This window comes from Azospirillum sp. UENF 112521, from assembly GCF_058780665.1.
Genome location: NZ_JBSNCI010000005.1, coordinates 614,490 through 631,249, shown reverse-complemented (window position 1 = coordinate 631,249; position 16,760 = coordinate 614,490). Strand labels below are relative to the sequence as shown.

17 protein-coding genes are annotated in these 16,760 nt (G+C 68.6%); 16 read left to right on the top strand and 1 reads right to left on the bottom strand.

The genetic code is table 11. The features are described from left to right. Positions 1 to 17: 17 nt before the first annotated feature. Complete coding sequence (locus ACWPN8_RS27760) at positions 18 to 653, top strand: phosphatase PAP2 family protein (RefSeq protein WP_492243097.1); 636 nt, start codon at positions 18 to 20, stop codon at positions 651 to 653. Between the two features lie 4 nt (positions 654 to 657). On the opposite strand, the gene ACWPN8_RS27755 is transcribed toward ACWPN8_RS27760, so the two are convergent. Beyond that, positions 658 to 1,890, bottom strand: coding sequence for a plasmid replication protein (locus tag ACWPN8_RS27755; RefSeq protein ID WP_109095725.1), 1,233 nt, complete (start codon positions 1,888 to 1,890; stop codon positions 658 to 660). Positions 1,891 to 2,571: 681 nt separating this feature from the next. On the opposite strand from ACWPN8_RS27755, the gene ACWPN8_RS27750 reads away from it, so the two are divergent. From ACWPN8_RS27750 to ACWPN8_RS27680, 15 genes are all read left to right on the top strand, one after another. Continuing rightward, positions 2,572 to 3,495, top strand: coding sequence for a helix-turn-helix domain-containing protein (locus ACWPN8_RS27750; protein ID WP_492243096.1), 924 nt, complete (start codon positions 2,572 to 2,574; stop codon positions 3,493 to 3,495). Beyond that, positions 3,492 to 4,142: a hypothetical protein gene (locus tag ACWPN8_RS27745; protein WP_492243095.1), complete on the top strand. Its 651-nt coding sequence runs from the start codon at positions 3,492 to 3,494 to the stop codon at positions 4,140 to 4,142. The genes ACWPN8_RS27750 and ACWPN8_RS27745 overlap by 4 nt, the downstream gene beginning before the upstream one ends. A 148-nt stretch (positions 4,143 to 4,290) precedes the next feature. Continuing rightward, positions 4,291 to 4,953, top strand: a complete 663-nt coding sequence (locus tag ACWPN8_RS27740; protein WP_098738091.1) for a ParA family protein — start codon at positions 4,291 to 4,293, stop codon at positions 4,951 to 4,953. Then, positions 4,950 to 5,519 carry a hypothetical protein gene (locus ACWPN8_RS27735; RefSeq protein ID WP_109095722.1) on the top strand — a complete coding sequence of 190 codons (570 nt, stop codon included), beginning with the start codon at positions 4,950 to 4,952 and terminating at the stop codon, positions 5,517 to 5,519. Before ACWPN8_RS27740 ends, ACWPN8_RS27735 begins: the two co-directional genes overlap by 4 nt. 55 nt (positions 5,520 to 5,574) lie before the next feature. Further along, on the top strand, positions 5,575 to 6,501 hold the full coding sequence (locus ACWPN8_RS27730) for a LysR family transcriptional regulator (RefSeq protein ID WP_109095721.1): 927 nt from the start codon (positions 5,575 to 5,577) through the stop codon (positions 6,499 to 6,501). A gap of 148 nt (positions 6,502 to 6,649) precedes the next feature. After that, a complete protein-coding gene (locus ACWPN8_RS27725; protein ID WP_109095720.1) occupies positions 6,650 to 7,990 on the top strand; it encodes an ABC transporter substrate-binding protein in 1,341 nt (446 codons plus the stop codon). Between the two features lie 212 nt (positions 7,991 to 8,202). Continuing rightward, complete coding sequence (locus ACWPN8_RS27720; RefSeq protein ID WP_109049546.1) at positions 8,203 to 9,069, top strand: branched-chain amino acid ABC transporter permease; 867 nt, start codon at positions 8,203 to 8,205, stop codon at positions 9,067 to 9,069. After that, entirely contained in the window at positions 9,069 to 10,085 is a 1,017-nt protein-coding gene (locus ACWPN8_RS27715) for a branched-chain amino acid ABC transporter permease (RefSeq protein ID WP_492243094.1), read from the top strand. Before ACWPN8_RS27720 ends, ACWPN8_RS27715 begins: the two co-directional genes overlap by 1 nt. Beyond that, positions 10,082 to 10,801, top strand: coding sequence for an ABC transporter ATP-binding protein (locus tag ACWPN8_RS27710; protein ID WP_247872749.1), 720 nt, complete (start codon positions 10,082 to 10,084; stop codon positions 10,799 to 10,801). The genes ACWPN8_RS27715 and ACWPN8_RS27710 overlap by 4 nt, the downstream gene beginning before the upstream one ends. Before the next feature lie 4 nt (positions 10,802 to 10,805). Beyond that, on the top strand, positions 10,806 to 11,579 hold the full coding sequence (locus ACWPN8_RS27705; protein ID WP_492243093.1) for an ABC transporter ATP-binding protein: 774 nt from the start codon (positions 10,806 to 10,808) through the stop codon (positions 11,577 to 11,579). A 54-nt stretch (positions 11,580 to 11,633) separates the two neighbouring features. Further along, complete coding sequence (locus ACWPN8_RS27700; RefSeq protein WP_109095717.1) at positions 11,634 to 12,422, top strand: putative hydro-lyase; 789 nt, start codon at positions 11,634 to 11,636, stop codon at positions 12,420 to 12,422. A gap of 87 nt (positions 12,423 to 12,509) precedes the next feature. Continuing rightward, on the top strand, positions 12,510 to 13,283 hold the full coding sequence (locus ACWPN8_RS27695) for a substrate-binding periplasmic protein (protein ID WP_492243092.1): 774 nt from the start codon (positions 12,510 to 12,512) through the stop codon (positions 13,281 to 13,283). A 57-nt stretch (positions 13,284 to 13,340) separates the two neighbouring features. Further along, positions 13,341 to 14,108 carry a 5-oxoprolinase subunit PxpB gene (gene pxpB, locus ACWPN8_RS27690; protein ID WP_492243091.1) on the top strand — a complete coding sequence of 256 codons (768 nt, stop codon included), beginning with the start codon at positions 13,341 to 13,343 and terminating at the stop codon, positions 14,106 to 14,108. Continuing rightward, a complete protein-coding gene (locus ACWPN8_RS27685) occupies positions 14,105 to 15,127 on the top strand; it encodes a 5-oxoprolinase subunit C family protein (protein WP_492243090.1) in 1,023 nt (340 codons plus the stop codon). The genes pxpB and ACWPN8_RS27685 overlap by 4 nt, the downstream gene beginning before the upstream one ends. Positions 15,128 to 15,173: 46 nt before the next feature. After that, on the top strand, positions 15,174 to 16,748 hold the full coding sequence (locus tag ACWPN8_RS27680; protein ID WP_492243089.1) for a methyl-accepting chemotaxis protein: 1,575 nt from the start codon (positions 15,174 to 15,176) through the stop codon (positions 16,746 to 16,748). Positions 16,749 to 16,760: the final 12 nt, after the last annotated feature.

The window sequence follows — 16,760 nt, the reverse complement described above, 5'->3', positions numbered from 1 at the left end:
CATGCAGGGGACCGGCGTTGAGCGACATCATCCAACAGAATGTTGAGCAGGGCGGCATCGAGAATCCGGGCGGCGGCATCGGCTATGGCGGGCGGCCCGCACCGGCGGTGCTTCAGCCGGCTCTGACGGCGGTCGATGCGCTCGACGCCCAGGTCCACGACATCGTCACCTGCGATCCGGGACCGATGAGCCGGGTGCTGGCAAGCGCGGGCCATTACGTCATAAAGCGGCCGGTCCTGATCCCCAGCTTCGCCATCGCCGGACTTGTCGGACTGCTGACCGGACAGGAGGATCTGCGCCGCGCCGGCAGTGTCGGCGTCCTCGGGCTGGTGGCGACGGCGACGGCCAGCCGCTCCATCAAGCGCTACGTCAAGCGCCGCCGTCCCGACGAATGCGAGCCGCGGCAGCGGCCGGGCAAGAAGATCAGCGCCCGCTCGCTACCGTCCGGCCATGCGGGAAGCGCCTTCGCCGCCGCGACCGCGCTCGCCACGGTCAGCCGGTCGCCGGCACAAAGCCTGATGATCTACGGCGCCGCTGCGGCGATGGCCAGCGGCCGGGTGGTCAAGCACCGCCATTGGGCGTCCGACGTGCTGGCCGGCGCCCTGCTGGGGACCGCCATCACGCTGGTGGCGCGCCGCCTGCTGGCACGCTGAGCGGCTATTTCTTCGGCAGCGGCAGGCTGGCCTGTTCGGCCTTCGCCGGATCGGCCAGCCGCTTGGCGCGCTTGTTGCGCATTTCCGCCACCTCGCCGGCCTTCAACGGCACGAAGCCGTCGGGCCGCATGGCGTTGCCGACGATCTGCTTGAGCAGGTCGATGTTGGTGATCTGCACCCGGCGGCCGCGGCGGACCTGATCGAGGAACTTCTGCGACGGCGTCAGCACATAGTCGATGGCGTCGATGCGCTTGCCGACCTTGGTGTATTCCTTGTCGGCGATGTCGAGGATGCCCTCGTCCACCAGGGCGTCTACCGCGGAGGTCACCACGCGCAAGGTGTCGCGGCGGCGCGACCACTCGTTCATGCCGCTGTTCTTGATGATCTCGTCGGCGCTGATCGACACCGGCTTCGCCTCGTCGTCGGCGGTGTCGTACTCGATGGACAGGCGGTTGTAGAGCCAGCGCGACACCGGCGACTTCAGCTTCATCAGCCAGGCGTAGGAGACCGGCTTGAACTCCAGGTCGCGGATGGCGGCGGAGACCAGCGGGTTGAACTCCAGATAGGTCTCCTCGACCCCACCGTCCTCATCGACCAGATCGGGGCGCGAGCGGATCGCCAGCACCGGGAAGGCGGTCGATTCCAGCAGGTTCTGCCCGCGGCTCTTCTTGCCCGGCTCGGCGCTGCCGCCGGTTGAGATGATGATGCGCGAACGGGCCAGAATGGTCAGGGATTCGCGGATGTCCTGGATCGACAGGGTGTGGTTGACCGCCCGCAGCTCCCGCTGGATCTCGTAGAGGCTGAAGCGCATCTGCACCTTGTCGCGGTTCTCGCCGGTCAGAGACAGGCGCGAGCGGTCCATGGCGAGGCGGCGGACGACCTGCTCCACCACCTGTTCGCGCTCCGACGGGAAGATCTCCACTTCGACCAGATCCGGACCGGCGCCGGGGGCGCGGTCGTCCTTCTTGGCGGTGCTGAGCCGGTCGATACGGGCGGGCTGGACGGTCAGGCGGTAATTGCGGCCGCGGAAGGCGAACTCGCGCCGCACCGACTTGATGAAGTTGTCCTTGGTGACCAGCTCGCCCTTGTCCTTGGCGGCCTTTTCCTTGTCGTTGTCGCGGGAGACGAAGACGAAGCGCGGCGCCAGATCGTAGAGCGCGATCAGGTGCGATTGCGAACGGTCTTCCAGCTCGAACAGGATGAGCTGTGCGGCGCTGGTCGGGGCCATCTTGGTCATGAACGTCTCCGGATGTCGGGAGTAACCATGGCGCGGCGGACCCGCCGGTGCAACAGAACGCAGTGAGTTTACCGCATCCGGGATGGAGCGACAGCCCGCGGATATGGTGTGGCACCCCGCGATGATGGAGCAACGGCCCGCGGTCATGGAGCGATAGCCCGCGATTGCCGCCCGGACGCGGCATCGCCGGGGCCGAACTCCGCGAGCCCTTGAAGAATCGGGGAGAATCGGCCCCGCCGGCCGGGAATCGCGGCGAGGCGAACCGCGGGCTGCCGCTCCATAGGGGGCGGATGCGGATCGCTTCGGCACCGGATTGCCCGCGATTCACACCATCGCCACGGCATCGCCGGCCAATCGCGGGCTGTTGCTCCAGGTTCGCGGGCTGCGGGCCGCCGGCAATCGCGGGCAATCGCTCCACATCCGCGGCCAAAGGCGCCAGGATCCCGATTCGGCGCGGCATCGCCGGCCAATCGCGGGCCGATGCTCCATGGTCGCGGGCAGGGGCTTTACGGTCGCGGGCTGTCGCTGACCATCCGCGGGCTGCGGCTTCATGGAGTGCGAGCCCGCGATTCGACTCTTCCGCCGACCGCTCCGAATCCTCCGCACCAATCGCGACGGCCGATCATGCGGCCAATCTTGCGCCAATCTCGCGTCCAGGGGCGCGGAGGAGTATCGCCACAGATGACAAACAGGACCGCAAGCCTGCACCCCGGCGGGCAAAACCCCACCCGGCAAACGCACACCGGACAGAATCGCTGGGGCCGGATCCCGGCCTGGTGGCTCGACCACCCCGACCTCGACGCCGATGGCCTCGCCGTGCTGGCGGCGCTCAGCACCTACGCCGACGAGGCGGGGGTGTGCTGGCCGTCGCAGGCGACGCTGGCCGACAAGCTGAAACGCAGCCGGCCGACCGTCAACCGGATCCTGGGCCGGCTGGAGGCGCTCGGGCTGGTCGGCATCGAACACCGCCGCTCGGCCAATGGCGGGCGTCTCAGCTGCCGCTACCGGCTGGCGCTGATCGCGTCGGGCGGGGCGCAGGACGGTGCAGGGGTGGACATCCCCGCTGACTCGTCCACGGACTCCCCCTGTTCAGCCACGAGTCAGGAACAGCCTGAACCAGAACAGATTCCTGACACGCTCCACCGGCGTGCGGACAAGGGCACGTCGTGCATCCCTGCCGATGCCGCCGAACCGGTCGCCGCCAAGCCGGTTGTCCCCGATTGGGCGCCTCCCCCGGCCGACCGGCAATGGGCGGCAGAGCGCTTTCCCGACCTCGACATCGACAGCCATGCCGAACGCTTCGTCCTGCAATGCCGGGCCCATGGCTACCGCTACCGGGATCCGGCCGCGGCGTGGCGATCCTGGCTGCTGCAGGACGCCGGCCGTATGGCGCAACAGCCCGCGGCAAGCGCCCGCGGACCGAACAGCCGCGGGCCGGACGAGCGCACAGCGCGGACCACGCCCCGCACTGCCGCCTCCGGGCCGAATTCCGCCGCCAACGCCGAACAACGCCTGTCGGCCTGGGCCAGCGTTGCCGCCCGCCTGAACCACACGCCGCCGAACACAGGGTCGAACACACCCGCCACCCCCTGGGGGATCGCATGAGCAACCTGCACCAGTTCCCCACCACCTCCTCTGCGGCTGCCGCACCGCCCGGCCTGCCGCTGCCCTTCGACCCGGCGATGGCGCCGGCCCTGCGCAACCGGATGCTCCGCGAAGCCTTGCCGGAACCGTTGCAGCGCCTTCTCGACCGCGGACAGGTCGGACGCCACAGCCGTTTCACCGAAGACGGCTTCGCCGATGTCGTTGAGGACTGGACGCCACCGGACGGGGTGACGCCGCGCCATGCCGCACTGGCCCGCCACGCTCTGTCGGAGATCGCCGATACCATCCTGGCTCCGGCATCGGCCAACCATTTGCTGGGGCGGGTGCTGGCTCTGCTGAGCCATTTTCCGGCAAAGGCGACCAGCCCGGAGGTGGAGCAATTGCTCGCGATGGACTGGGCCGACGATTTGGGCGAGTTCCCGGCCTGGGCCATCGATCAGGCGGCACGCCGGTGGCGGCGTACCCGCAAATGGCGGCCGAGCATTGCCGAGATCCGCGCCTTGTGCGAGGAGGCCTGTGCCGAGGAAAATGCCCTTGCCGCCCGGCTGCGCGCCATTGCCATGGCGGGCGAACGGGCCGGGGAGACCGGCTGCGCGACCGGTGCGGTGCGTCCGGTGCTGGCGTCGGCCATGCGCCGTATGCGATGATGGTGCGGTTTTCTGTCTTAGGTGTTCCGCCTGTGGCCGGGGCGACACCCTGTCCGGATGCTGCGAAGTTAAGACATGTCTTAGATTTGCGCCACGGCCTGGCTTTGGTAAAAGGGGCCATCAGCCGATGGCGATAAGGGGCACGGGAATGAGCAACGACACGGGACACGTGCCGGTGAAGCGCTTGCTGGTCAATGGTCCGAAGGGCGGGATCGGCAAGACGACGCTCAGCCGCAACATCGCGGTTGCGGCGGCGCTCGACGGATGCGCGGTGGCGACGCTCGACCTCGATCCGCAGCGCAGTCTGACCAAATGGTTCGCCAAGCGGCCGGACGGCATGGCGTCCATCACCCATTTTGAGGCGGGCATGACGCCGCTCGACATCCGGGCGGCCCTGGACGGCATCGCGGGGTTCGACCTGCTGGTCATCGACACGCCGCCGTCGATCGAGGACCACCCGGAGGAATTCAAGCTGCTGGCCCTGTCGTCCGACTTGATCGTCGTGCCGACCGGCCAGAGCGACGACGATCTGGACTCCGTCCGGCCCTGGATGCGCTTCGTCCGCCGCTATGGCAAGAACGCGGCTTTCGTGATGAACCGCGTCAAGCCGCGCACCCGCGGCTTCACCGAGGCGCAGCGCAAGCTGCTGGGCGACGGCCGGATCTGCCCGGTCGAGGTTCCCGACTACGAGGACATCCAGTTCACCGCCGGCCGCGGTCTCGGCCTGCTGGAGCTGAAGGGGGGCAAGGGGGCCGAGCATGTCGCCGGTGTCTGGGCCTTTGTCCGCCATGAACTGGAGCTGGCGCAATGAGCGGGTTCAAGCAGGTTTCCAAGGCCCAGGCCCGTCGCCACATCGCGGTGGACGAGCGGATCGAGCGCATGTCGGAGGCGACGGTCGACCTCGTCCGGCGCGAGGAGTTCGTCCAGGAAATCTCCACCCTCTGGCGCAGCGCGCAGGAGAAGTTCCTGCTGATCGGCCGCTATCTGGTCCAGGCGCGGGCGCGGCTGCCGCATGGCGAGTTCCAGGCGATGGTCGAGAACGAGCTGCCCTTCGGCTATCAGGTCGCCTACCAGCTGCGCATGGTGGCGGAGGCGGTGGACAGCGGTCGGCTGCCGGGGGCGAAGCTGCCGCCCAGCTACGCCACCGTCTACCAGCTTGCCACCCTGACCGGCGAGCAGCTGCGGCTGGCCGACCAGAGCAACCTGATCCGGCCCGACGTGACCCGGCCGGAGATTGTCCGGTTCAAGCGCGACCTGCGGAACCGCGCCCTCGACCATGTCAGCCGCCGCGAGGCGCTGGAGGCCGAACGCGACCGGCTGCGGGAACGGCTGGCGGTGATCGAGGTTGAACTGGCGGCGCTGGACGAGCGGGACTGACAGGGCTGCGGCGATTGTACGGCGTGCGATGATCCGGGACGGGGATGGGTGAGGCATGCTGGACCTGAAGTCGCTGGAGATCTTCATCTGGACGATGCGGCTCGGCGGGTTCCGCCGGGCGGCGGAGCGGCTGAACACCACACAGCCCGCCATCTCCGCCCGCATCGCCCAGCTGCAGGACGAATTGGGCGTCGTCCTGTTCGACCGCGTCGGCCGGCGGGTGGCGCCGACGCCGCAGGCGATGGTGCTGTTGACCTATGCCGAGAAGATGATGGCGCTCAAATCGGAGCTGCTGACCGCGGTGGCCGACCGCAGCGCCATCCGCGGCGTCATCCGGCTGGGCGTGGCGGAGACGGTGGTCCACACCTGGCTCAGCCAGCTGATCGAACGGTTGAACGCCCTCTACCCTGCGGTGTCGCTGGAGATCGAGGTCGAAACCTCGCCCAGCATGCGCGATGCGCTCGCCCGGCACGAGCTGGACGTGGCGGTGATGCTGGCCTCCTACACCGACGTGCGGTTCCGGTCGGTCCCGGTCGGCAGTTATCCGCTGGGCTGGGTGGTCAGCCCGTCCCTGCCCCTGCCGGAGGAGCCGGTGTCGCTGCGCGATCTGGCGGCCTGGCCGATCATCACATTTTCCCGCACCACCCAGCCCTATGGCGTGATCCGCGAGATGTTCTCCTCCGTCGGATTGCAGGTGCGGATGTTCGGAAACAGCTCGCTCGCCAGCGTCGTCCGCATGGCGGTGGACGCGGTGGGCGTCAGCGTCATCCCGACGGTGATCGTCCAGCGGGAACTGGCGGAAGGCCGGTTGCGCCTGATCCGCTCGCAGGCGCCCTTGCCCGGAATGACCTTCTGCGCCGCCCATTCCGCCACGGCGGAGAACCACATGGCGTCGGTGGTCGCGGATCTGGCCGCCGCGGTGGCTGCCGAATACGAGGCGGCCACCGGCAACGAGGCGCCCCGCATATCAGCAGACGATTGATCGTCTCCGCTTATCAATCCAGATCAAAACTTACGATTGGACGGACCCAAGACTGTTCGTGGCATCATCCTGTTCAGAAGGCGCAAACGACCAGCCGCAAAGGCAGGCGCCGCAAGCCACCAAGGCACCGAACAGAGGAGATTTCACGATGCGGTTCGCGCCAGCGATCACCGAACCCACCCGCCTGCCCAAAGGCAGCCTCCCCAGCCGCCGCCAGACGATCAAGCGCCTGCTTGCCGCGGCGGCCCTGCTGACCACGACCGCGCTGACCGGCATCGGCCTCGACATCGCTCCGGCCCATGCCGAGGACGAGATCCGCATCGGCGTGATCTATCCGCTGACCGGTGCCGCCGCCTCCACCGGCGTCGAGCTGAAGGCCGCCGCCGAACTGGCCGCGGCCATCGTCAACAAGGAAATCCCGGCCCCGCCGGGTCTGGTCGCCGGCATTGGCCTGCCGAACCTGAAGGGTGCGAAAATCAAGCTGATCTTCGGCGACCACCAGGGCAACCCGCAGGTCGGCGCCACCGAGGCCGAGCGCCTGATCACCAGCGAGAAGGTCGTGGCGCTGACCGGCGCCTATTTCTCCAACGTCACCGCCACCGCCAGCCAGGTCGCCGAACGCTATGGCGTGCCCTTCCTGAACGGCGAATCCTCCTCGGCCTCGCTGACCCAGCGCAAGTTCAAATGGTTCTTCCGCACCACGCCGCATGACGACCTGTTCGTCGGCAACTTCTTCACCTTCCTCGGCGACATGGAGAAGAAGACCGGCGACACGCTGCGCAGCGTCGCGCTGTTCAATGAGAACACGCTGTGGGGCAACGAGACGACCAAGCTTCAGGTGAAGCTGTCGGAGGAGCAGAAGTTCACCATCGCCGAGAAGATCCTCTATCCGGCGAAGACGACGCAGATGACGTCGGAGGTGCAGCGCATCAAGGCCGCCGCCCCGGCGGTCATCATGCAGTCCAGCTATCTCGGCGACGCCATCCTGTCGATGAAGACCTACAAGGAGCTGGGCTTCCTGCCGAAGATGCTGCTGGCCAACGATGCCGGCTTCAACGACAGCGAGTTCCTGAAGACCATGGGCAAGGATGGCGAGTTCGTCATCAGCCGCGAGGTCTGGGCGCTCGATCAGGCCGAGCGCAACCCGCTGATCAAACAGGTCAACGAGCTGATGCAGAAGCGGTCGGGCGTGAACTTCAACGGCAACTCGGCCCGCGCCTTCACCGGCATCGCCGTGCTGGCCGACGCGCTGGACCGTGCCGGCTCGACCAAGCCCGACGCGATCCGCGAGGCGCTCCAGAAGACCGACATCCCGGCCAGCGGCCTGATCATGCCGTGGAAGGGCGTCAAGTTCGACGCCAGCGGCCAGAACGAGTTGGGCACCGGCATCATCGTCCAGGTCCAGGGCGGCCAGTATGTGACGGTGTGGCCGTTCGACGTGGCGACCAAGCCGGTCGTCTACCCGATGCCCGCCTGGGACGGCCGCTGAGGTTGCATTCTTTCAATTGGGGCTTTGATCAGCGCGCCCGCAATCCCCTCTCCCCCCGGGGAGAGGGTTAGGGTGAGGGGGATGCATGGCGGGACCTTCGGGATCGCCACGCCGCGCGTCCCCCTCACCCCGGCCCTCTCCCCGGGGGAGAGGGGGATATGCCGCTTGTCAAATCTCTTCCGGCCCACCCTGACCGCAAAAAGGGTGCTGCAATGACCGCAGACATTCTCTTCCAAGTGCTCGTCTCGGGCCTCCTGATCGGGCTGATCTACGCCCTGGTCGCGGTCGGTCTGACGCTGATCTTCGGCGTGATGGACATCGTCAATTTCGCCCATGGCGAATTCCTGATGCTGGGCATGTATGCCAGCTTCTGGGCCTTCGCCCTCTTCGCCATCGACCCCATCGTGGCGCTTCCCCTGACGGCGCTGCTGCTGTTCGCGGTCGGCGTCATCGTCTACCAGACGGTGATCCGCCGCATCCTGAAGGCGCCGATGCTGTCGCAGATCTTCGCGACCTTCGGCTTGATGATCCTGCTGCGCGGTCTGGCGCAGTTCTTCTGGAAGCCGGACCACCGGCTGATCCCGCACAGCCTCGTCAGCGGCAACGTCGCCTTCGGTCCGGTGCAGTTCGGCCTGCCCCAGTTCGTCGCCGCGCTCGGGGCCGTCGGCGTCACCGGTGCCTTGTGGATGTTCCTGCACCGCACCCGGCTCGGCACCGCGCTGGAGGCCACCGCCATCGACCGTGAGGCGGCCACCCTGATGGGCATCGACGGCCAGAAGATGTTCGCGCTCGCCTGGGGCATCGGCGCGGCCTGCGCCGGTCTGGCCGGCGGGCTGATCGCCACCTTCTTCCCGATCTTCCCGGAGGTGGGGTCGAACTTCATCCTGATCGCCTTCGTGGTGGTCGTGCTGGGCGGCTTCGGCAGCGTCACCGGCGCCTTCCTGGCCGGCATCATCGTCGGGCTGATCGAGGTGCTGGGCGGCTTTCTGGTCGGCCCGGAATACAAGACCGCCATCGTGCTGTCGCTGCTGCTGATCGTACTGCTGGTGCGTCCGCGCGGCCTGCTGGGGAAAGCCTGATGACGACCGGAACCAATGTTTCCCGTAAGATGGCCGGCACCGCCGCCCTGCTGGCGCTCGCCGCCGTCCTGCCGCTGGCGGTCACCGAGCCGTCGCAGCAGAACTTCCTGATCCTGATCCTGATGGGCGCCCAGATGGGCGTCGCCTGGAACATCGTCGGCGGCTATGCCGGACAGGTCTCGCTCGGCCATGCGGTGTTCTACGGCATCGGCGCCTACACCTCGACCATGCTGCTGCTGACGCTGGGGCTGACGCCCTGGATCGGCGCGCTCGCCGGCGGGCTGGTGGCGGCGGCCTTCGCGCTCGTCATGGGCTGGCCCTGCTTCCGGCTGAAGGGGCATTATTTCGCCATGGCGACGATCGCGGTGGCGGAGATCATGCAGATCCTGGTCACCAACAGCGACGCCCTCGAAGGGGCCGTCGGCCTCTACCTGCCGATGGACCAGAGCGGCTGGGGCGTGCTGATCTTCCTGTCGAAGCTTCCCTACTACTACGTCATCCTCGGCCTGCTGGTGCTGACGGTGCTGGTGTCCTGGGCCATCGAGCGCAGCCACATCGGCTATTATTTCCGCGCCATCAAGGACGAGCCGGAAGCGGCCCGCGCGCTGGGCGTCAGCCTGACCCGCTACAAGCTGATCGCGCTGACGGTGTCGGCCTTCCTGACCGCGATGGGCGGTAGCTTCTACGCCCAGAAGGAGATGTTCATCGATCCGGGTTCGGTGTTCGCCGGGACGATCTCGATCAAGATTGCGCTGATCGCCATCCTGGGCGGGGTGGGCCGGCTGACCGGCCCGGTGCTGGGCGCGGTCATCCTGATCACCATCGAGGAATACAGCCGCACCCTGTTCGGCAGCACCGGTTCCGGCACCGACATGATCATCTACGCCGCCATGATCATCCTGGTCGCCGTGTTCAGCCCGTCCGGCGTGCTGGGGCTTCTGGGCGACCTGCGGCGCCACCTGCCGGGAGCAAAGCCGGCCGAGGTCGAAACCAGCGCCAAGGAGATCCGCCCGTGAACACCGCCCCCCTGCTTGCCGTGGACGGCCTGGGCAAGGCCTTCGACGGTCTGGTCGCCAACCGCGACATCAGCTTCGTCGTCCATCATGGCGAGATCATCGGGCTGATCGGTCCGAACGGCGCCGGCAAGACCACCCTGTTCAACTGCCTCGCCGGCTTCCACACCCCGACCACCGGCCGCATCGCCTTCGAAGGCCACGACATCACCGGCTCGACACCGGAATCGGCGGCAGCACTCGGCATCGCCCGCACCTTCCAGATCGTCCGCGTCTTCCAGTCGATGACGGCGCTGGAAAATGTCATGGTCGGCGCCATGCTGCGCAACAAGCGGGTGTCCGAGGCGCGCGAGCGGGCGGAGGACGAGCTGGCCTTCGTCGGCCTGTCGCACCGGGCGGACACCCCGGCGTCGGACCTGACGGTGTCGGAACAGAAGCGGCTGGAGGTCGCCCGTGCGCTCGCCACCGAACCGAAGCTGATCCTGCTGGACGAGGTGATGGCCGGTCTCAACCCGACCGAGGTGCGCGAGGCCTCTGCCCTGGTCCACCGCATCCACCAGCGCGGCATCGCCAGCATCATCGTCGAACATGTGATGGAGGGCATCATGCCCATCGCCCACCGGATGCTCGTTCTCGATTACGGTGCCAAGATCGCCGACGGCACGCCGGCCGAGATCGCCGAGAACCCGGCGGTCATCGCCGCCTATCTGGGGGAATGAGACGATGCTGCAACCGACGCTGTCCCAACCGGTCCGCCCCGTCGCCGTCTCTGTCGCACCCGCAGGCGAGGCGATGCTGCAGGTCCGCAACATCCAGTCCAGCTACCGCCGCGTCCCCGCCATCCGCGACATCAGCCTGACCCTGAACCGGGGCGAGATCGTGGCACTCGTCGGCGGCAACGGCAACGGCAAGTCGACCACGCTCCGTGCCGTCGCCGGGCTGAACGCGCTCGACGGCGGCTCGATCCTGCTGAAGGGCCAGGACATTTCGTCCGTTCCCGCCCACGAGCGGGTGAAGCGCGGGCTGGTGCTGGTGCCGGAAGGCCGCCGCCTGTTCCCCCGCCTGACGGTGGAACAGAACCTGATGCTGGGCGGCTTCACCACCGGCGATGCGGCCAAACGCGAGCAAACGCTCCAATTCGCCTACGACACCTTCACCGTGCTCGGCGAACGCCGCCGCCAGCAGGCCGGCACCCTGTCGGGCGGCGAACAGCAGATGCTGGCGATGTGCCGCGGCCTGATGAGCCAGCCCGACCTGCTGATGCTCGACGAACCCTCCTGGGGCGTCGCGCCCAAGCTGGTGACCCGCATCTTCGAGACCATCCAGCTGATCCGCCAGCGTGGCATCACCGTGCTGCTGGTCGAACAGAACGTCCACCGCGCGCTGGAGATCGCCGACCGCGGCTATGTCATCCAGACCGGCCGCGTCGTGATGGAAGGCAGCGGCCAGGACCTGCTCGGCAACGACGAGGTGCGGCAGGCGTATCTGGGCATGTGAGAGTCTTTCCATCGACGAACGCCATCCTCCCGACTCCTTTTCCGGACCATCCCCATGACGACCACTCCGCTCACCGCCGCCGCCGAACGCCTGCGCATCCGCAGCGGCGCCAACAGCGGCCAGACCGCCGGCCTCGCCCCCGGCCATGTCCAGGCCAACCTCGCCATCCTGCCGGCCGACTGGGCCGGCGACTTCCTGCGCTTCTGCCAGGCGAACCCGCGGCCCTGTCCGCTGCTGGCGGTGTCGGAGGTCGGCGACCCGCGCCTGCCGACGCTGGGCCATGACATCGACATCCGCACCGACGTGCCGCGCTACCGCGTCTATCGCGACGGCGTGCTGTCAGCCGAGCCGACCGACATCGGCGACCTGTGGCAGGACGATTTCGTCGCCTTCCTGATCGGCTGCTCCTTCTCCTTCGAGGAGGCCCTGCTGGCCGACGGGCTGCCGGTGCGCCACATCGCGATGAACCGCAATGTGCCGATGTACGAGACCAACATCCCCTGCACCCCGGCCGGCCGCTTCAGCGGCAACATGGTGGTGTCGATGCGGCCGATGGTGCCGAAGGACGCCATCCGCGCCATCCAGATCACGTCGCGCTTCCCGTCGGTGCATGGCGCGCCGGTGCATTTCGGCGACCCGGCCGCCATCGGCATCCGCGACATCGCCCACCCGGAACATGGCGAGGCGGTCCCCATCGAGCCCGGCGAGGTGCCGGTCTTCTGGGCCTGCGGGGTGACGCCACAGGTCGCGATCCGCACCGCCCGCCCGCCCATCGCCATCACCCACAGCCCCGGCGCGATGCTGATCACCGATCTGCTGAACACGCACCTGTCGGTGCTCTGACCGCTCCTCTCCCCCGCTTCATCCCCTGCGATACCGGCCGCCGCGCGGGCATTCCGCCCCCTTGCGGACACGGTGGAGGCTTGCCCGATGCAGACCCCGTTTTCCGTCCGCCTGCTCTCTTCCAGCGTTCTGGGCTCCGTTCTCCTGCTGACCGCCGCCGCGGCGCCGGCCTCGGCCGACCAGCTGCGCATGGTGGCGCTCAGCTTCCCGCCGCTGATCTATGACGATGGCGGCAAGCCGGCCGGCATCGCCTACGACATCGTGACCGAGGCGATGAAGGCCGCCGGCCATAGCGTGACGGTGGAGATCATGCCCTGGGCCCGCGCGCTCGACACCGTGCGCGACGGCGGGGCGGACGCCGTCTTCACCGCCTACAAGACGCCGGAGCGCGAGCAGTTCCTGAATTACTCGACCCAGGTGCTGGTGCCGCAGGTGGTCTCGCTGTTCGTGGCGAAGGACAGCGCCGTCAGCTTCGACGGCGACCTGTCCAAGCTGGCCGACCACAAGTTCGGCGTGGTCAACCAGATCAGCTACGGCTCCATCGTCGACGACGCCATCAAGACCGGCGTGCTGCCGGCGGTGGAGAAGTCGAACGACAGCGACAGCAACGTGAAGAAACTGGTCTCCGGCCGGTTCGAGGTGATGCCCAGCAACCGCTATGTCGCGCAGTATTTCCTGAAGCAGGCCGGCGCCCTGGACAAGGTCAAGGAACTGACCCCGGCGGTGCAGGACATCCCCAGCTACATCGCCTTCACCAAGGCGCGCGACACCGCAAAGCTGCGCGACGAATTCGACGCCGGGGTCGCGGCGATGAAGGCCAGCGGCGCCTACCAGCAGATTTTGGACAAGTACGCCCGCTGAAAAACGCCCGCTGACCGGCGGTCGCCTTCCCCTTCGACCAGCTTTCGAGAATCCGCCATGAGCGTGACCACCCCGGTCCCGGCCCCCGTTCTGCGGGCGGCCGGGGACAGTGCCCTGATCGTCGAACTGGGCGACGGCATCGCCCCGGATTCGAATGCCGCCGTCCACCGGCTCGACCGCCGCATCGCCGACGCCCGGCTGCCGGGCATCGTTGAGACGGTACCGACATACCGCTCGATCCTTGTGCAGTTCGATCCGGCGGTGACGGCGGCGGAACCGCTGGGCCAAGCCCTGCTCGGGCTGGCGACAGAGATGACGCAGGCGGCGGCGGAACCGCAGCTGCGCTGGATTGTGCCGGTCTGCTTCGGCGGTGCCCATGGCGAGGATCTGGACGAGGTGGCCCGCCGCTGCGGCCTCGGCACGGAGGAGGTGGTGCGGCTGCACTGCACCGCCGACTACCGGGTCTACATGCTGGGCTTCTCGCCCGGCTTCGCCTATCTCGGCGGGTTGCCGGAGATGCTGCACCAGCCCCGGCGCGAGAACCCGCGCATGGTCACACCGGCGGGCAGCGTCATGCAGGGCGGGGCACAGGCGGCGATCTCCCCCATCGCCATGCCCAGCGGCTGGCATCTGCTCGGCCGCACCCCGGCCCGGACATTCGATCTCAAGAGGGAACCGCCCTTCCTGCTGGCCCCTGGCGACCGCATCCGCTTCACCGCGATCAGTGCTGCCGAATATGACCGGCTGGACGGCATCAGCGGCTATCTGCCGGACTGCGAAACAGTAACGCCGTCCATCGCCCTGATGCAGGGAGCTGCCGCATGACCACCCATCTGCGCGTCGCGGCCGCCGGTCCCAGCTCCACCATCCAAGACCGCGGCCGGGTCGGCTATCAGCGCTACGGCGTCTCGGTCGCCGGGGCGGCCGATCCGCTGCTGCATGCCGCTGCCAACGCCCTGCTCGGCAATCGGCCGGGGGAGGGGGCGGTGGAGTTCACCCTGGCCGGCGACAGCGTAACGGTCGAGGGCGGGCCGGTGCGCATCGCCGTCGCCGCCGATGCGGAGCTGACGGTGGACGGCGACCCGGTGCCGGGCTGGACCAGCCTGCGTCTGACCGACGGCCAGACCCTGCGCATCGGGCACTTGCGCAGCGGCATGCGCGGCTATTGGGCGGTGGAAGGCGGCTTCGCGCTCCAGCCGGTGCTGGGCAGCGTCGCCACCCACATACGCAGCCGTATGGGTGGTCTGGAAGGTGGCGCGCTGAAGGCCGGCGACCGGCTGCCGCTGGCCCTCGACCAGGCGGCGGACCGGGGCGAGCATTGCCTCGACCCCTCCCTGCTGCCGGCGCGGGGAGGGCGGCTGCGCGTCATGCTGGGTCCGCAGCAGGAGTATTTCACCCCTGCCGGTATCGAAGCCTTCCTTGAAGAGGATTACACCGTCAGCCATGAGGCCGACCGCATGGGCTGCCGGCTGGACGGCCCCGTCATCGAGCATGCCCGCGGCTTCAACATCACGTCGGACGGCATCCCGCTGGGCGCCGTGCAGGTTCCCGGCACCGGGCGGCCCATCGTGCTGCTGGCCGACCGCCAGACCACCGGCGGCTATCCCAAGATCGCCTGCGTCGTCGGGCCGGACGTCGCGGCGCTGGCGCAGATGCGGCCCGGCGAGCGGCTGCGCTTCGCCGCCGTCGACGCGGCGGAGGCCGGGCGCATCCAGGCCCGCCATCGCGAGTTGGTGGACGGCTTGCCGGCACTCCTGCAATCGGCCGGCGGCTTCGCGCTCTACGACAGCGGCCGGCTGCTCGGCTTCAACCTGATCGGCGGCGCTGTCACCGGCTGGGACTGATCTTTCGCTTTCCAACGCCCCAAAACCCACAGATGGAGTGGACCTGATGCTGCAGCGTGTGGGCCGTACCCTTGCCATGCGTGTCGTCGTTCCCATCGCCCTGATGGTTACGGTCATCAGCGCGACCGGCATAGCCGCCGTCGTCACCGTCAACCGCGAGGATGCCCGCAGCGCACTGCAGGACAAGGCGGCGGTCACCGTCCGCGTCATCGCCGGCGGGCTGGCGGAGCCGCTGTGGAACGTCGATGCCGAATCCGCCGCGGCACAGCTGGCGGCACTCACCAACGATCCCGACTATCTCGGCAGCCGGGTGCTCGATCCCAAGGGACAGGTCTTCGCCAAGAGCGGCACCGTGTCGGACGGCGACCCGTCGGTGCTGGTCCGCAATGCCGACATTCTGCGCAAGGCCGGCAGCCGGATGGACAAGCTCGGCACCGTGGAAATCCACCTGTCGCCCCGCCGGGCCGAACGTCAGGCGGCGGAGCGGGCGTGGCTGCTGGCCGGCGGCGGGCTGGCGGCGCTGGTCGCGCTGTGCGGCGTGCTCTTCCTGATGGTGCGCGGCGCCACCCGGCCCATCGTCCGCCTGACCGGGGTGATGACCCGGCTGGCCGCCGGCGAGGGCGCGGTCGATGTGCCGTCGCTCGACCGCCGCGACGAGATCGGCCGCATGGCCGCAGCCGTCCAGGTCTTCAAGGAGCAGGGCGCCGCCAAGCAGAGGCTTGAGACCGAACAGGTTGAACTGCGCCGGCAGGCCGAGGCGGAGCGGCATGCCGCCATCGCCGCGGTCGCCGACGATTTCGAGCGGCGCGTCGGCAGCAGGCTGGGCGAGGTGATGCGCACGACCGACGGCATGGGGCTCGCCACCCGCAGCCTTGCCGGGGTGGCGGACCACAACGGGCAGGTCAGCCGGCAGGCCGCCGGCAACGCCGCGGCGGTGAATGCCTCGGTCGACGGCATGGCCGCGGCGGTGGACGAGCTTGTCGCCTCCATCCGCGAGATCTCGGCCCAGGCCCAGCATTCGCAATCCATCGCCGACGAGGCGTCGCGCCGCGCCGGCCGCGCCACCGATCAGGTGGCCGGGCTGGTCCAGGCGTCGGACCGGGTGTCGGCGGTGGTGACGCTGATCCACGCCATCGCCAAGCAGACCAATCTGCTGGCCTTGAACGCCACCATCGAGGCGGCACGCGCCGGAGAGGCCGGCAAGGGCTTCGCCGTGGTAGCCGGCGAGGTGAAGGCGCTGGCGACCCAGACCGCCAAGGCGACCGAGGACATCGAGACGCAGATCCGCGCCATCCAGGGCTCCACCGGCTCCGCCGCCGCCGAGATCGTCGAGATCGCCCGCGTGGTGGAGAGCCTCAGCCAGATCAGCGCCTCCATCGCCGCGGCGGTCGAGGAGCAGAACGCCGCGACGGCGGAGATCGGCCGCGGCGTCAGCGAAGCCGCCCAGGGCGTGCGCGCCCTGCTGGGCGACGTGAATGCCACCTCCGAGGTGGCCGGACAGACCGGCGACGCCTCTGCGCAACTCGACACTGCCGCCGGCATGCTGACCGACCAGATGGGGGCGATGCGCAGCGAGGTTGCCGGCTTCATCCATTCCCTGCGACAGTCGGATGCGGCGTGAGAACGCCGGGGT

Excerpts from the sequence above, each read along its gene's own strand:
- ACWPN8_RS27755 (WP_109095725.1), bottom strand. The coding sequence starts at position 1,890 with ATGACCAAGATGGCCCCGACCAGCGCCGCACAGCTCATCCTGTTCGAG.
- ACWPN8_RS27750 (WP_492243096.1), top strand. The coding sequence starts at position 2,572 with ATGACAAACAGGACCGCAAGCCTGCACCCCGGCGGGCAAAACCCCACC.
- ACWPN8_RS27745 (WP_492243095.1), top strand. The coding sequence starts at position 3,492 with ATGAGCAACCTGCACCAGTTCCCCACCACCTCCTCTGCGGCTGCCGCA.
- ACWPN8_RS27740 (WP_098738091.1), top strand. The coding sequence starts at position 4,291 with ATGAGCAACGACACGGGACACGTGCCGGTGAAGCGCTTGCTGGTCAAT.
- ACWPN8_RS27735 (WP_109095722.1), top strand. The coding sequence starts at position 4,950 with ATGAGCGGGTTCAAGCAGGTTTCCAAGGCCCAGGCCCGTCGCCACATC.
- ACWPN8_RS27730 (WP_109095721.1), top strand. The coding sequence starts at position 5,575 with ATGCTGGACCTGAAGTCGCTGGAGATCTTCATCTGGACGATGCGGCTC.
- ACWPN8_RS27725 (WP_109095720.1), top strand. The coding sequence starts at position 6,650 with ATGCGGTTCGCGCCAGCGATCACCGAACCCACCCGCCTGCCCAAAGGC.
- ACWPN8_RS27720 (WP_109049546.1), top strand. The coding sequence starts at position 8,203 with ATGACCGCAGACATTCTCTTCCAAGTGCTCGTCTCGGGCCTCCTGATC.
- ACWPN8_RS27715 (WP_492243094.1), top strand. The coding sequence starts at position 9,069 with ATGACGACCGGAACCAATGTTTCCCGTAAGATGGCCGGCACCGCCGCC.
- ACWPN8_RS27705 (WP_492243093.1), top strand. The coding sequence starts at position 10,806 with ATGCTGCAACCGACGCTGTCCCAACCGGTCCGCCCCGTCGCCGTCTCT.
- ACWPN8_RS27700 (WP_109095717.1), top strand. The coding sequence starts at position 11,634 with ATGACGACCACTCCGCTCACCGCCGCCGCCGAACGCCTGCGCATCCGC.
- ACWPN8_RS27695 (WP_492243092.1), top strand. The coding sequence starts at position 12,510 with ATGCAGACCCCGTTTTCCGTCCGCCTGCTCTCTTCCAGCGTTCTGGGC.
- pxpB (WP_492243091.1), top strand. The coding sequence starts at position 13,341 with ATGAGCGTGACCACCCCGGTCCCGGCCCCCGTTCTGCGGGCGGCCGGG.
- ACWPN8_RS27685 (WP_492243090.1), top strand. The coding sequence starts at position 14,105 with ATGACCACCCATCTGCGCGTCGCGGCCGCCGGTCCCAGCTCCACCATC.
- ACWPN8_RS27680 (WP_492243089.1), top strand. The coding sequence starts at position 15,174 with ATGCTGCAGCGTGTGGGCCGTACCCTTGCCATGCGTGTCGTCGTTCCC.